Below are 14,790 nucleotides of genomic sequence, written 5' to 3'. Positions count from 1 at the left end.
ACGCTATTACAATGCTTTTTTCTCTAAAACTGCAACTGAGTCGGTGTCTTCATCAGTTGTAACAGCTTCTTCATCGACAATTGAAACATCAGCGCCTAGTTGACGGAGCTTTTGAACAACATCACCGTAACCACGCAGGATATTTTCAACTTTATGAATCGTCGTGGTGCCTTCAGCCATTAATCCGGCAATCATTAAAGCAGCACCAGCACGAATTTCATCAGCATTCACATCAGTTCCCTGAAGTTTGTCAGTGTGATGCAACAAAATCACATCATTTTCAACAGAAATATTAGCACCCATTCTCACCAATTCAGGGACGTGACGAACCCGCCGTGGATAAAGGGTGTCAACAATCATGCCTTCCCCTTGTGCCTTCAAAAGCAGTGGCGTGATTGGTTGCTGCAAGTCAGTAGCAAAGCCCGGATATGGCATGGTTTTAATGGTGACCATTTTCAGATCACCAGTGGGATAAACGTAAATACTATCCTCAACAATATCAAATTGGACGCCGATTTCTTCCATTTTTGCTAAGAAGGAATCCAAGTGCTCGCTGATAATATTCTTGACGGTGATGCCATTACCGACGGCCGCAGCCAACGACAAATAAGTGCCTGCCTCAATCCGGTCAGGAATAATGGTATGAGAATTCTGGGCATACAAATGTGGCACGCCTTCGATTCGAATCGTGTCCGTTCCGGCGCCACGAATCCGAGCGCCCATGTTGTTTAAGAAGGTCGCTAAATCAATAATTTCAGGCTCTTTAGCCACGTTTTCGATAATTGTAGTCCCGGTTGCACGAACAGCAGCCAAAATAACGTTGACTGTTGCACCAACGGAAGCCATATCGAAATAAATTTTAGCACCGTGCAAGCCTTCATCTGGCGCTTGAATGAACATTGCCCCATGTTCATTGCTAACAGTCGCGCCTAATGCCTCAAAGCCCTTAATATGCTGATCAATTGGCCGAGGACCAATATCATCACCACCAGGTAAGCCAACAATAGCGCGACCAAAGCGGCCTAGCAACGCTCCCATAAAGTAATAAGAAGCACGTAAACTCTTGATTTTACCATTTGGCAATGGTTTGGAAATAATGTGAGTGGGATCAATTTCTAAACAGCAACCATCCAGGGTCGAAGAAACATTCATGTCAGCCAAAATCGCCCGTAGATTGTCGACATCTTGAATATGGGGAACACTATCCAATTTCACCTTGGATTCCGAGAGAATTGCAGCAGGAATAATGGCAACTGTACTGTTTTTAGCACCATCAATTGCAACTTCACCGGAAAGTTTCTTTCCCCCGTGAATAATCATTTTTTTCATGTGGCAGGTTCCTTATCGTCTTTAATCAGTCAATTAGTAAAATATTTTTATTATTATTTAAGTAAAAAAGTCAGTTTTAAATTTATTTCATAGAAACGTTCACGAGTATTGAAGTCAAAATCACTTCAGATGCGTTGATAAATTCCAACGAGTCATCATTACATATGATAAAGAATTTTTGCTGAAAATACAAGGGCAATCACTTGGTCTGTAATCACTTTGATATAACGCCGTAACGCCTGAAATCAAGACTTGACACAGTTGCCAAATACTTAAACTTTCTGTAAATAAATATTTTCACCTTGATAATTGCTGATTCCACCACACGACTGGCTCAAAACCTGACGATAGTTTGAAGCAGAATTGAGTCTGACTCCATTCCGGGCTTGCTGGTTGTGGAACGCTGCCGGCGTCGATTGATGCCAATTGCAAAACGAAGTTTGAAATCGGCAAAACCCTGTGAAGATGAATAAACAAAATTGCGTCTGACTCTGTTCCGGGCTGCTTGTCGTGGAACGCGGCCGACGTTGATCTGATTGTTACACAAAGTCTCAGATACAAGTCTTATTGTAAGTGCTAAAGCACCAACAATAATTTGGCGGCTGACGACAAGATCCCTCCACGCCGTCCGGAGATGAGGTTGTGTACTACAACTTTGTTAGTGCTTGAGACAATTGTGTTGGGACTAATCAACTTGATTTTGATTCTTATCATAACTGAACAGCGGTATTCAAAAAGCCCATCTGACAGTTTCTGGTTTTATCCGGAAAGCTTGTCAAACAGGCCTAGTAGTTTATTTCAATCTGCTTTTCTGATTAGTGGTGCTGAGTTTTGTTAGTTTCATCAAGGCAGTTGCTGGGCGATTGGCGTCTATCTTCACTAGCTTCGCCTTGATATCAAGCAAATCTAAGGTGGACAAGCCTAACTCAAAACGCAGTGGAGGCCGCCGAGTTGTCAGCCGCCAAATTATCCTTGGCGCTTTAGCGCTTAGGATAAGGGTTGTATTTGAGATTGTTGCGTCAGCGGTAAGCTCAAATCAATCCCGGCCGCGTTCCACAACCCGCCAGCCGTAACGGAGTTGTTCACAACTCTGCCCAAAACAAATTTCAATTCAAATCAACTGCACTACATTACCATGGATGTTCTGGTAAATCTGAAGCAGCTTTGACGAAGGCCTTGAACAAACCTTCTGGCCGCATTGGCCGTGATAAGAATTCAGGATGGTATTGTGCGGCCACGAAGAATTTCTGCTTAGGTAATTCGATTACTTCAACCAAACGGTTATCAGGTGACACACCTGAGAAGACCATTCCATGAGCTTCCATTTCTTCACGATATTGATTATTAAATTCATAACGGTGACGATGACGTTCTTGAATGACGCTTTGATTACCATATGCTGCTGCAGCAACGGAACCCTTCTTCAATTTGCATGGGTACAAACCTAAACGTAAGGTACCACCGATATTCTCGACATCAGCTTGATCCGCCATCAAATCAATAATGCGGTGTTTTGTTTCGGGATTAACTTCAGTACTATCAGCATCTTGATAGTTTAAAACATTCCGGGCAAATTCCACGCAAGCCATTTGCATCCCTAAACAAATGCCTAAGAAAGGAATGTTGTGTTCGCGGGCATATTTAATGGCGGTAATTTTACCTTCAAGACCACGATTACCGAAACCACCAGGTACAAGAATACCTTGAGTATCGCCCATTAATTCAGCAATATTATCTTCAGTCACATCTTCAGCTTGAACTTTGACTAATTCAATATCTGAATCGTACATGTAACCAGCATGCTTCAATGCTTCGGTAATAGAAATATAGGCATCTTGCAGTTCAACATATTTCCCAACCAAAGTAATTTTAGTTTTGTGGTTCAAATGTTGAACCCGATTTTCCAATTTCTGCCATTCAGTCATGTCAGCAGTTGGCGTGTCTAAATGCAAATAGTCACAGACAATCTGATCCATGTGTTGCTTTTGTAAATTCAACGGAATTGAATATAAAGTTGAAACATCCCGTGATTCAATGACCGCTTCTGGATCAACATCACAGAATAACGCGATTTTATCACGCATATCTTGAGAAATTGGTTTTTCTGTCCGCACGACTAAAATATTAGGTTGGATACCTAAACCACGTAATTCCTTAACACTGTGCTGTGTTGGCTTCGTTTTCATTTCGCCAGCTGCCCGCAAATAAGGAATCAAAGTCGTATGAATATAAATAACATTTTCAGCGCCGACTTGTGATTTCATTTGGCGCAAAGCTTCCAAGTATGGCAATGATTCAATATCACCAACGGTCCCACCAACTTCAGTAATGATCACATCAGAATCAGTGGTATTCGCCGCCCGCATAATGCGATCCTTAATCATGTTAGTAATATGAGGAATAACTTGGACAGTTGCACCGTTATAATCGCCTTTACGCTCTTTATGAAGGACTTCAGAATAAATTTTACCAGTTGTAACGTTTGAGTATTTGTTAAGATCATTATCGATGAAGCGTTCATAATGACCTAAATCTAGATCAGTCTCGGCGCCATCATTGGTAACAAAAACTTCACCATGTTGGTACGGATTCATTGTGCCGGGGTCGATATTGATGTAAGGGTCGAACTTCTGCATGGTAACCTTCAAGCCCCGATTTTTCAAAAGTCGGCCTAAAGAGGCAGCAACGATTCCTTTACCTAAAGATGAAACAACTCCACCAGTCACAAAAATATATTTGGTCATTTTGACACTCCTTCTATTTTTCTCCACGAGGTTGGCCTGAAACGATTATTAAAACAATGATCTTGAAACGTGCTATGGCAAGCAGTACCTCCCCTTGCCAACGCACTCTTCAAAACTAAAACAAGCCCCCTATTCCAAGAATAGGGAGCTTGCAGCATAATCGTCGTTTTAATAAAAACTAAGGTGCCCAAAAAATATCCTACCGAAAAATCAGGGCAACGTCAAGGAAATTTTGCAGATTTTCTAAATTAATCTTGGCTATCCTTGTCTTTATCGTCACTATCATCATCGTCGTCTTCGTCATCATCCTGATCTTCATCATCATCATCAGAACTGAAGTCGGCATCCGTATTATCAACTAACTCATCATCATTAAATTCAGATAATTGACCTTCAATACCATCGTCTAACTCATTATCATCGTCGTCATCATCACTTGGTTCATCAAGTTGATTCAGATTGTTCTTGAAGTCATTCGATTTGGTCGTTGTTTCATCATCTTCATCGTCATCATTTGACTCAGCATCGTCTTCGTCGTCATCATTATCATCGTCATCTTCAGGATCATCATCATTGTAATCAATGACGTCATCATCATCAGAGACATCAGCTAAGAAGGCATTAACCTTACGACGGCGCTTCTTGCGCGGACGTTCTTCATCATCTTCAGGATGGTTGACTTCTTCGTCAATGGATTCATATGAATACCATTCCCGGAGACCCCAAACGTTCTCACCTAAAGAAATAAAGCTACCATCCATATTTAAATCCGTATAAAATTGGCCTAAGCGACTCCGGATTTCCGTATCACTGGCACCTAAATAACTTTGTAATTCGTTTACGAGATCAGCAAATGGCATTGCTTCACCGCGCACCTCTAAAATAGCGTGAGCGACTTCGATCATCGATAATTCGGATTTTTTTTGGCCCGCAAAAACGTCTAATTCCATTGGGGACACATCCTTTCAGCAGTCTATCCTTAATAATACTCGTCTATTTATTGAAAATCAATCGTAATTCATATTTTCCCAGCAAGTTGTCGCCACTGAAAAGCTGATAATCAACCGCCACACTCCCCGTTAGATTAGGCAAATCTAGCTGAACTTGATAGTCGTTAGTTTGCGTTGTCATTACTAAATTGCCATATGGCGTTTGGTACTGGCCAACTGTGGTTTGTTGCGTTTGAAATTGTAATTGTGAGCGTAATTCTACCGGACCGCGTGTCAGTAACAACTGATCGGTCTGAATTTTAAATGTGACTGGCACCACGGATTGATCGGCTTGATGTTCTTGATAACGCAAATAAACAATCTCGCCCTTTTGCACAATTTCACCAGTTTCCTTGAACTGCCGTGTTTCAACAGTCCCATCTTGGTCAATGCGCGTGGTAAGTTGTACGTGTACTGGTGTATGCGTCGCCAAGCAATCATCCCCTTATTAATTTTACGGCAACTAATTATTGAAGCTACTTGCCTCATTTTAAGGGCGCCAGAAATAACTTGCAAGTTAAAATCCACCGCTAAATTGGACAGCCATCATTTCACAATATTGATAATTTGTGTCTTAGTCAGTAACCGTAGCGGTTGAGCAATCAAAATGACATCGAACTGCACTAGTATAAAGATTCTTGAATTGCGCTAAGACTTCCCCAGCTAGAGTGGCGGTTGCTGGGCGATTTTGAGGGCTTGAAAATATTGTGGACTTTGCATTAGATTCAAACTGGTTTTGAGCTGAATAGCAGACAACTACGTTGCGGCCAGCGGGTTGTGGAACGTTGCCGGCGTTGATTTGAGCTTATTGCTGCGCAACAATCTCAAATACAAGCCTTCTTCTAACCGCTAAAGCGGCAAGAAGAATCTGGCGACTGACACCCCGGCGGCCTCCACTACGTTTTGAGCTAATGTGGTCCACTTTAGATTTGATTGATATCAAGACAATACTAGTAAAACTAGTTGCCAATCGCTCAGCACCCACCTGATGAAACTAGTAGAACTGATCATCACTATTTAGAAAATCAGATTGAAGTAAACTAATAAGTCTGTTTGACAATCCAACTATTTGTTTGTGATAACAGTTTGAAGTTAGTCGATTATTCCCACTATTAGTGCCTCAAGCACTAGCAAAGATAAAGTGCAGCGGTTCAACTCCAGACGGCGTGGAGGGATCTTGTCGTCAGCCGCCAAATTATTGTTAGTGCTTTTAGCACTTACAATAAGACCTGTATTGATGACAATTTGGTTTTTAATTGGCATCAATCAGTGTCGGCCGCGTTCCACGACAAGCAGCCCGGAACAGAGTCAGACGCAATTTTGTTTATTCATCTTGACAGGGTTTTGACTCTTTTGAACTTTGGTTTTCACTTGGTTCAAATCGATGCCGGCAGCGTTCCACAACCAAAGAGCCCGCAATGGAGTCAGAACTAATTCTGTTTCCACATCTTCACTGGTTGTTGTCTTAGTTTTCAATCTGTATCAAATCGCGTTCCATAGCCAGCAAGACCGGAATGCAGTCAAACTCAATTCTGTTTAATCGCATCATCAATAGCATTGATTGCTAAAAAAAACTATTTTTTTGCGCAGTTTTGCTCGATTAAGCTATACTATACATAGTCCAATAAATTTTCAATAATGTGGTGGAATAATGTTAAACGAATTGCCTCAGTTGCTTGATTTTTATCAGACAGATTATTCAGTTGCCGATCGCTGGTTACCTTTTGCCGAGACCCAACTATTGTTACAGTTCGTCAATCAAACTCAACGGCCATTGCTCCATTATTGGACTTTGCCCCAAACAGTTATTTTAGGCTTACGTGACCAACGCTTGCCGCAAATAACTGCTGGCCTGAATTTGCTGCAGCAACAAGGTTGGCATTATTTTTATCGCAATTCTGGTGGCCTAGGGGTCGTAAGTGATGCTGGTGTTTTAAATGTTTCGCTATGTTTGCCGGCAACGATTAAGCTGACGATTACTGAGGGTTATCAGCTGATGAGCGAATTGGTGCAATCATGTTGGCCGACTTTACCCATTCAAACTGGTGAAATTAGCCAATCTTATTGTCCTGGCACCTACGATTTAAGTATTGCCGGGCGTAAAATTGCCGGTATTGCTCAGCGCCGTAGTCGTGGTGCCACGGCAATTATGCTCTACTTGAGTGTCACCGGCACCCAACAAAAGCGCAGTGAACTGATGGCTCAATTCTATCGGGCAAGTCAGGGGCAGCCGCCAGATTTCCCAGAGATTGATCCTCAGGTAATGGCTAATTTGGCGGATTTCTTGCCAGCAGCCCTGACTGTCGACCTCGCTCAACAACAGCTGAGCCAAACTTTACGGCAAGCTGGGCATGAATTATCCACCACTGCTTGGCAGCAATTTTGTCAGCAGCCGAATTTTAAACAACAACAGCAACAAGCCTGGCAGAATTTAGCCAGTTATAATCAATCAATTCTTTAAGGAGACGAGTTTGCCGATGTCAGAAATCAGTATGTTACCACGTGATAAAGTGCTTCGTGATCCCGTTCATAACTATATTCATGTCACTTATCAAGTTATTTTAGATTTAATCAATACTTCGGAATTTCAACGTCTACGCCGGATCAAGCAACTAGGCGCGTCTTCTTATACTTTCCACGGTGCCGAACATTCTCGCTTCACCCATTCTGTTGGTGTCTACGAGATCACCCGACAAATTTGCGATAACTTTGAACGCAACTATCCTTCAACTAATGGTAGTACAGAATTGTGGGATGATCATGAACGGCTGGTGGCAATGTGTGCCGCTTTATTACACGACATTGGCCATGGCCCTTATTCCCACACTTTTGAACACATTTTCAACACTGATCACGAGGCAATCACCCGCGAAATTCTGACTTCACCTGAGACTGAGGTCAATCAAGTTTTGCGGCGCGTCAGTCCCGAATTTCCGGAAGAGGTAGCCAGCGTCATTGGTAAAACTTACCCCAATCCTCAAGTTGTACAAATGATCAGTAGCCAAATCGACGCTGATCGGATGGATTACTTGCTGCGTGACGCTTATCATACCGGTACTAAGTATGGCATGTTCGATTTAACTCGAATTTTGCGAGTCATGCGACCTTACCGGAATGGGATTGCTTTTGAAGCCAACGGGATGCACGCCGTGGAAGATTACATCGTTTGTCGTTTCCAAATGTATCAACAAGTTTATTTTCATCCTGTTAGTCGAGCGATGGAAGTCATTCTCAACAAATTACTTCATCGCGCCAAATATTTATATGAACATGGCCAATTAACTGGCGATCAGAAGCCAACCTTACTGATTCCCTTCTTAGAAAATGACTTCACCTTGAAGGACTATCTTCACTTAGATGATGGTGTGTTAACTACTTACTTTACTTTGTGGCGTGATCATCCTGATGATATTTTGCGGGACTTGGTTTCGCGTTTCTTAGACCGCCGACCACTTAAATCTGTGCGGTTCACACCAGAAACTCGGGCTTTAATTCCCGAACTGAAACAAATCATTGAAGAAGCTGGTTTCAATCCCGATTATTACACGGCCATCAATGACAGCTACGATTTGCCCTATGATGCTTACGATCCTTCTTCTAAAGAACCGAAAACTCAAATTGAAATTATTGAAAAAGACGGTACCTTGGAAGAATTATCAACCGTCAGCCCCATCGTTGCGGCCATCACTGGCAAAAGTACCGGCGATGAACGTTTCTTCTTCCCTCGAGAAATGGTGAAACCATCAGGTGACTTACAGCTGTTCGAACCATTGTACGAGAAGTTCCAGAAATACTTACGTAATGATTATTTGGTTGATCCTCACGAAGACTAAAAACTTGTGTATTCTAGCAAAATATTGAATCATTTAATTATCGTCCCACAAAATCATTTTAAAGAGGTGGCAAAATGTTTAAAGAATTTCGTGAATTTGTCTCGCAAGGTAATGTCGTTGATATGGCCATTGGTGTTTTAATTGGTGGAGCTTTCAACGGTTTGGTTGCCTCCTTGACTAAGAATATTCTCGGTCCATTAATTGGGATGTTTACCAATTCTGTGGACCTCTCATCAATTAGTTTTAAAATCGGTGCCGCTCGTTTCACGATTGGTACTTTCTTGAATGATTTAATTCAATTCCTGATCATGATGTTCGTCATCTTCCTAATTGTTAAATCCTTCAATAAACTGCGCGAACTTGGCAAGACCAAGGCTGATGAAGAAGCCATCGAAGTCAACCAAGAAGAACAATATTTGAAAGAAATTCGTGACTTATTAGCGAGTCAAGAAACAGCGCCTGAAAAATTGGCACAACATCCTGGCAAAACTGATTCGTCGAAGTAGTGAATGATTTAAATCGGCATCGCATGAAGGTGCAAAAGCAATAAGACCTGGTGAAGGTGTTGAAACAGAATGGTGTCTGACTCTGTTCCGGGCTGCTTGGCGTGGAACGCGGCGGCCATCGATTGAAGCCTTTTTTCAAAAGTCTTCAATTCGAGGCTTATCGTAAGTGCTAAAGCACCAACGATAATTTCGCGGCTGACGCCAAGATCCCTCCACGCCGTCTGGAGTTAATGCGGTACACTTCACTCTTTGTTGATTATTAATTTAGTGTTAGTGGAAGAACTCTATCCGATTCAAATTGTAATTACACTTAAATAGCGACGCAAAAATAACCTGATTGGCAGTTCCTGGTTTTCCAGAGATTTGTCAATCGGGTTATTAATTTACAATAATTTAGTTTTCCAAAAGTAACGATTTATTTCGGTAATTACATCTGTCAAAAGCCGAGCGATAGACAGCCAACTTTATAAATACTGACTTAATATCAAGAAAGTCTAAAGTGGCCTAACTTAACTCAAAACGTAGTGGAGGTCGCCGGGGTGTCAGGCGTGAAATTATCCTTGGCGATTTATCGCTTAGGATAAGGCTCGCATTGGAGATTGTTGCGTAGCAATAAGCTTCAATCGATGCCCACACCGTTCCACAACCCGCCGACCGTAACGGAGTTGTCCGCTACTTTGCCCAAAACCAGTTCAGTTTCAAATCAACGGCCACAGTGTTCCACACCCTCTAAATCGCTCGGCCCCTGCCGTCACTAACTAGGGAGCGACCAAAACAAGCCTGCTTGACAGTTTCTGGCTTTATCCAGAGAACTTGTCAAACAGGCTTTGTTAGTTGTTACAAGTAAATTTTTATGATTAAACGTTACTTTTGTTGGTAACGAGTTACAAACAAAGGACTCACTGGTTCGTCATTGTAGATTCGGCTAATGGCATCACCAATTAATGGGCCAACTGAAACTTGAATCATTTTATCAATGATTTTGTCTTGAGGAAGATTAATTGAATCGGTGACCACTAACTTCTTAATTGGGGAATTAGTGATTCGTTCAATTGCAGGGCCAGAAAGAACTGGGTGAGTACAAGAAGCATAGACTTCAGTGGCGCCAGCATCAACTAATGCTTGGGCTGCCAAAGTAATGGTTCCTGCAGTATCGATCATATCATCAATGATAATTGCCCGCTTGCCTTCAACGTGACCAATAATATTCATAATTTCGGCAACATTAGCACGTGGCCGCCGCTTATCAATAATCGCAATTGGTGTTTTCAAAAATTCAGCAAGTTTACGAGCACGACCAACACCACCATGGTCAGGTGAAACAACAACGGCATCTTCATTCAAATGATTCCGCAAGAAATAATCCGCTAATAATGGTGAACCAACTAAATGGTCGACCGGAATATCAAAGAATCCTTGAATTTGAGGTGCATGTAAGTCTAATGCCAAAATCCGATCAGCACCAGCACGTTGTAACATATTAGCGACTAATTTCGCCGTAATTGGTTCCCGTGCGCGGGTCTTACGATCTTGACGAGCATAACCATAATATGGGATCACCACATTAATGTTCTTCGCAGAAGCTCGTCGTAAGGCATCAATCATAATCAACAATTCCATCAAATTATCATTGACAGGAGCTGAAGTCGATTGAATTAAAAAGACATCAGCGCCACGAATACTTTCATCGATGTTAATTTGAATTTCCCCATCAGAGAAACGCGTTACTGAGGACTTACCTAAAGGCACCCCAACAGCAGCGGCAATCTTCTCAGCTAAGGGTTTGTTGGAATTTAAAGCAAAAATCTTGAGCTTTGATTCAGTTGTCATTGTTTCCTCCTAAGAATACGCACTACCTTAATTCTAATGCCATTCCGGGTCTTGGGCAAGCGGTAATTTGTCCCAATAGTCATTTTTATTTGTTTGACGTGCTCGAGCAATAGCCATCGCATGCTTCGGCACATCATCAGTAATCGTTGAGCCAGCAGCAACGAAGCTATGATCAGCCATTTCAACTGGGGCCACAATATTTGAATTACTGCCAATGAAACTATGACTGCCAACATTCGTATGGAACTTATGAACACCATCATAGTTGACGAATACCACACCACAACCAACATTAATGTCGGTACCTAAAGTCGCATCACCAACATAAGTTAAATGGCCCACTTTGGTCCGATCACCAATAGTCGCATTTTTAACTTCGCAGAAATTGCCAATGTGAACGTCATGGCCGATTTTAGCCTTGGGACGCAAATGGCTGTTAGGACCAATATTAGAACCACTAGCCATTTCAGCTTCCTCAATCGTTGAACTAGTGACATGAACGTGGTCGCTAATTTTACTGTCCACAATTTCTGAATTTGAACCGATGTAACAATCAGAACCAATTGTCGTCTGGCCCTTTAAATTAACCTGACCTTCGATCACTGTATCATTGCCGATTTTAACATCCACATCAATATAAGTCGTTTCAGGATTAATCATGGTCACACCATTACGCATGTGCGCTTCGTTGATTCGTTGTTGCATAATGCGCGTCGCATTTGATAAAGCAACGCGGTCGTTAACACCCAATGATTCAGTAAAATCAGGTGTTTGATAGGCAGCCACAATTTCGCCTTGGTTTTTCAAAATCTGAATCACATCAGTTAAATAATATTCGCCTTGGGCATTATGATTGGTAACTTGATGTAACGCTTTAAACAACGCTTGATTATCAAAGCAGAAAACACCGGTGTTAATTTCATGCACGGCGGCTTCTTCACGACTAGCATCTTTTTGTTCAACAATTTTTTCAACAATACCGAGATCATTGCGAATAATACGACCATAGCCGGTAGGATCATCCGCCCGAGCTGTTAAAATAGTCGCTTTAGCGCCTTTAGCTTGATGATAGGCAAATAATTTTTCAAACGTTTTAGCCGTCAACAGCGGTGTGTCGCCGTTAACAATCAACGTCATGCCTTCCTTATCGCCAAGTTGGGCCTCAGCTTGTAAAACGGCGTGACCAGTTCCTAATTGCTCTTCTTGAAAAGCATACTTGCTCCGATCACCTAGTAAATCTTCCACAGCTTCAGCACCATGGCCAACGACGGTGACTACTTGTTCAGGTTCAGTGAGTTCTACTTGTGTTAACACATGATCGACCATTGAACGGCCGCAAACTTTATGGAGTACCTTATATAATTTCGACTTCATTCTGGTACCCTGACCAGCTGCTAGAATTACAGTATAACGCCCTGTCATAATAAGCTTCCCTTCACACTACCAATTTAAATTTAAGGATATCAAGTTTATCATAACTTAACTCTCCTTAATTCTCAATATTAATTCACGGCCGAGTCGAGATGATTCAGCTACTAACACTTAGTTAAAGTTTTGAAACAGAAGTGGTTCTGACTGCATTCCGGGCTTTCTGGTTGTGGAACGCGGCCGACATCGATTTGAACCATTTGAAAACCAAATTTCAAATTGCTATTGTAACTAAATAGTAGTATCGAAATAGGCCTGCTTGACAATTTTCTGGTTTAATTCCAGAAAGCTTGTCAAACAGGCCTGTTAGTTTACTTCAATCTGTTTTTCTAATAGTGGTGCTGAGTTCTATTAGTTTCATCAGGTGGGTGCTGAGCGATTGGCAACTAGTTTCACTAGTATTGTCTTGATATCAATCAAATCTAAAGTGGACCACATTAGCTCAAAACGTAGTGGAGGCCGCCGGGTTGTCAGTCGCCAAATTCTTCTTGCCGCTTTAGCGGTTAGAAGAAGGCTTGTATTTGAGATTGTTGCGCAGCAATAAGCTCAAATCAACGCCGGCAACGTTCCACAACCCGCCGGCCGCAACGGAGTTGTCTGCTACTTTGTCCAAAACCAGTTCAGATTCAAATCGACGGCCACAGCGTTCCACGCCCTCAAAATCGCCCAGCAACCACCACCCAAATTGGGAAAGTCTAGCTCTATCTAAACTAATTTTAATCACTTAATTTATCAAGGTAGTTACCTAATTCAACTTTGATCTCACTGTTTTGCGTATCAACAGCAACGACATTCAACAATGACGTATAATCACTTTCAACCCGCTGACCATCAAAAGATGCTTCAGCAAAAACAGTAATGCCGACTAGGCTAGCACTAAATTCTTTCAACAAATCGTGCATCCCGTGAATGGTGCCGCCGCCCTTCATAAAATCATCGACGATTACCACGTGGGCACCTTCGGCTAAACTACGCTTTGAAAGTTCCATTTTTTCGATTCGTGAGGAGGATGCTGAGACATAGTTAACGCTGACGGTAGCACCTTCAGTGATTTTAGCATCGCGACGAACAATGACGAAAGGCACACCCAAACAAGTCGCCACACTCTGAGCAATCGGAATTCCCTTAGTTGCCACGGTCATAACGGCGTCAACTTGCTGATCAACATATTGGGCAGCAATCAGACGACCAATCATTTTTAAATAAAGTGGGTTGCCCAGCAAATCGGATAAATATAAATAACCGCCGGGTAATAACCGTTCCTTTTCAGCTAACTTTAAGGCCATCAACTTTAAGAAATCGCCGGCGATCTCCTCGTTGACCCCAGGCAAATATTGCACACCACCAGCTGCACCAGGCAAGGTTTGAATCACGCCTAACCCGCGGGCCGCAAAAGTCCGTTTAATAATTGCCAAGTCTTCACTGATTGATGATTTAGCTGAATCATACCGTTTCACAAAAAAAGGTAACGAGATTAATTCTCGGGGATGATCCAGTAAATAACTGGTCATATCAATTAATCGATCACTACGCCTTATTTTCATATACCCACTCACTCCTCGAATTATTACATCAATTATACCGATTTTCACTAGATAATTCTAGACAATTAGTAATATTTATCAAAAATTGTTCGTTTATTATTAAAAAGTAATCTGTGTCTGGCCGACATAGCAATAATTCCTGCTTGAATTGACTAACCTTTGCCAAGCAATACTGCAAATCTCCGGCCAGTGTGCTGTTGCAACGAGTTTACCGGGAAAATAAAAAACCTGACAGTTATTAAAACTGCCAGGTTTTCTTAAAATGTAATGCATTCGGCCGTCTTAGTTGGCAGCATCGAATTCAATTGCAATGGATTTGGTTAATAAATCGGTGTAGCTATATGAAACTCGTTCAAAGGCGTTTTCTTCTTGATTTAAATCAACGACGAAAACAGCCGGATAAGTTTCTTTCAAAGTACCGTGACGCCTTGTAATCTTTTTACGTCCAACTTGGGCGACGACAGTCAAATGTTGACCAATATGATCGTCCAGCTGGTGTTTGATTGTTGCTAGTGACATTGGCATTGGCCTCACTCCTTGTTGACATTCTATCACAAAATTTATAATTATGCAATGTTTTTATGATA

The 14,790-nt window shown here is 41.9% G+C and carries 12 protein-coding genes; 3 read left to right on the top strand and 9 right to left on the bottom strand.

What is annotated here, in order from left to right; translation table 11 throughout:
- Window positions 1-6: 6 nt before the first annotated feature.
- From EKM82_RS09040 to EKM82_RS09025, 4 genes are all read right to left on the bottom strand, one after another.
- On the bottom strand, window positions 7-1,329 hold the full coding sequence (locus tag EKM82_RS09040) for a UDP-N-acetylglucosamine 1-carboxyvinyltransferase (protein WP_125768260.1): 1,323 nt from the start codon (window positions 1,327-1,329) through the stop codon (window positions 7-9).
- 1,130 nt (window positions 1,330-2,459) lie between these two features.
- Window positions 2,460-4,073, bottom strand: a complete 1,614-nt coding sequence (locus tag EKM82_RS09035) for a CTP synthase (protein ID WP_125768257.1) — start codon at window positions 4,071-4,073, stop codon at window positions 2,460-2,462.
- A 248-nt stretch (window positions 4,074-4,321) separates the two neighbouring features.
- Window positions 4,322-5,023 (bottom strand): DNA-directed RNA polymerase subunit delta, encoded by a 702-nt coding sequence (gene rpoE / locus EKM82_RS09030; protein WP_125768254.1) that lies wholly within the window; start codon window positions 5,021-5,023, stop codon window positions 4,322-4,324.
- Between the two features lie 43 nt (window positions 5,024-5,066).
- Window positions 5,067-5,495 (bottom strand): DUF1934 domain-containing protein, encoded by a 429-nt coding sequence (locus tag EKM82_RS09025; protein WP_125768251.1) that lies wholly within the window; start codon window positions 5,493-5,495, stop codon window positions 5,067-5,069.
- Window positions 5,496-6,713: 1,218 nt separating this feature from the next.
- Between EKM82_RS09025 and EKM82_RS09020 the strand changes: the two genes are divergently transcribed.
- The 3 genes from EKM82_RS09020 (at window position 6,714) to mscL (ending at window position 9,401) form a co-directional block, all read left to right on the top strand.
- Window positions 6,714-7,523: a lipoate--protein ligase family protein gene (locus EKM82_RS09020; protein ID WP_125768248.1), complete on the top strand. Its 810-nt coding sequence runs from the start codon at window positions 6,714-6,716 to the stop codon at window positions 7,521-7,523.
- A 16-nt stretch (window positions 7,524-7,539) separates the two neighbouring features.
- Window positions 7,540-8,895, top strand: a complete 1,356-nt coding sequence (locus tag EKM82_RS09015) for an HD domain-containing protein (protein ID WP_125768245.1) — start codon at window positions 7,540-7,542, stop codon at window positions 8,893-8,895.
- A 74-nt stretch (window positions 8,896-8,969) separates the two neighbouring features.
- Window positions 8,970-9,401: a large conductance mechanosensitive channel protein MscL gene (gene mscL, locus EKM82_RS09010; protein ID WP_125768242.1), complete on the top strand. Its 432-nt coding sequence runs from the start codon at window positions 8,970-8,972 to the stop codon at window positions 9,399-9,401.
- An 864-nt stretch (window positions 9,402-10,265) separates the two neighbouring features.
- Here the strand turns inward: mscL and EKM82_RS09005 are convergent.
- The 5 genes from EKM82_RS09005 to EKM82_RS08990 all read right to left on the bottom strand — a co-directional run bounded on the left by EKM82_RS09005 (window position 10,266) and on the right by EKM82_RS08990 (window position 14,728).
- Entirely contained in the window at window positions 10,266-11,231 is a 966-nt protein-coding gene (locus EKM82_RS09005) for a ribose-phosphate diphosphokinase (protein WP_125646657.1), read from the bottom strand.
- A 33-nt stretch (window positions 11,232-11,264) separates the two neighbouring features.
- A complete protein-coding gene (gene glmU / locus EKM82_RS09000; protein WP_125768239.1) occupies window positions 11,265-12,653 on the bottom strand; it encodes a bifunctional UDP-N-acetylglucosamine diphosphorylase/glucosamine-1-phosphate N-acetyltransferase GlmU in 1,389 nt (462 codons plus the stop codon).
- Window positions 12,654-13,155: 502 nt separating this feature from the next.
- On the bottom strand, window positions 13,156-13,332 hold the full coding sequence (locus EKM82_RS11545) for a hypothetical protein (protein ID WP_164508202.1): 177 nt from the start codon (window positions 13,330-13,332) through the stop codon (window positions 13,156-13,158).
- A 43-nt stretch (window positions 13,333-13,375) separates the two neighbouring features.
- On the bottom strand, window positions 13,376-14,203 hold the full coding sequence (gene purR / locus EKM82_RS08995; RefSeq protein ID WP_125768236.1) for a pur operon repressor: 828 nt from the start codon (window positions 14,201-14,203) through the stop codon (window positions 13,376-13,378).
- Window positions 14,204-14,485: 282 nt separating this feature from the next.
- A complete protein-coding gene (locus tag EKM82_RS08990) occupies window positions 14,486-14,728 on the bottom strand; it encodes a Veg family protein (protein ID WP_125646666.1) in 243 nt (80 codons plus the stop codon).
- Window positions 14,729-14,790: the final 62 nt, after the last annotated feature.

Origin of the sequence: Lapidilactobacillus wuchangensis (genome assembly GCF_003946645.1) — a bacterium.
In the GTDB taxonomy this organism is placed as follows: Bacteria; Bacillota; Bacilli; order Lactobacillales; family Lactobacillaceae; genus Lapidilactobacillus; species Lapidilactobacillus wuchangensis.
This window is presented reverse-complemented; position numbering and strand designations above follow the sequence as displayed.

Excerpts from the sequence above, each read along its gene's own strand:
- EKM82_RS09040 (WP_125768260.1), bottom strand. The coding sequence starts at position 1,329 with ATGAAAAAAATGATTATTCACGGGGGAAAGAAACTTTCCGGTGAAGTT.
- EKM82_RS09035 (WP_125768257.1), bottom strand. The coding sequence starts at position 4,073 with ATGACCAAATATATTTTTGTGACTGGTGGAGTTGTTTCATCTTTAGGT.
- rpoE (WP_125768254.1), bottom strand. The coding sequence starts at position 5,023 with ATGGAATTAGACGTTTTTGCGGGCCAAAAAAAATCCGAATTATCGATG.
- EKM82_RS09020 (WP_125768248.1), top strand. The coding sequence starts at position 6,714 with ATGTTAAACGAATTGCCTCAGTTGCTTGATTTTTATCAGACAGATTAT.
- EKM82_RS09015 (WP_125768245.1), top strand. The coding sequence starts at position 7,540 with ATGTCAGAAATCAGTATGTTACCACGTGATAAAGTGCTTCGTGATCCC.
- mscL (WP_125768242.1), top strand. The coding sequence starts at position 8,970 with ATGTTTAAAGAATTTCGTGAATTTGTCTCGCAAGGTAATGTCGTTGAT.
- EKM82_RS09005 (WP_125646657.1), bottom strand. The coding sequence starts at position 11,231 with ATGACAACTGAATCAAAGCTCAAGATTTTTGCTTTAAATTCCAACAAA.
- glmU (WP_125768239.1), bottom strand. The coding sequence starts at position 12,653 with ATGACAGGGCGTTATACTGTAATTCTAGCAGCTGGTCAGGGTACCAGA.
- purR (WP_125768236.1), bottom strand. The coding sequence starts at position 14,203 with ATGAAAATAAGGCGTAGTGATCGATTAATTGATATGACCAGTTATTTA.
- EKM82_RS08990 (WP_125646666.1), bottom strand. The coding sequence starts at position 14,728 with ATGCCAATGTCACTAGCAACAATCAAACACCAGCTGGACGATCATATT.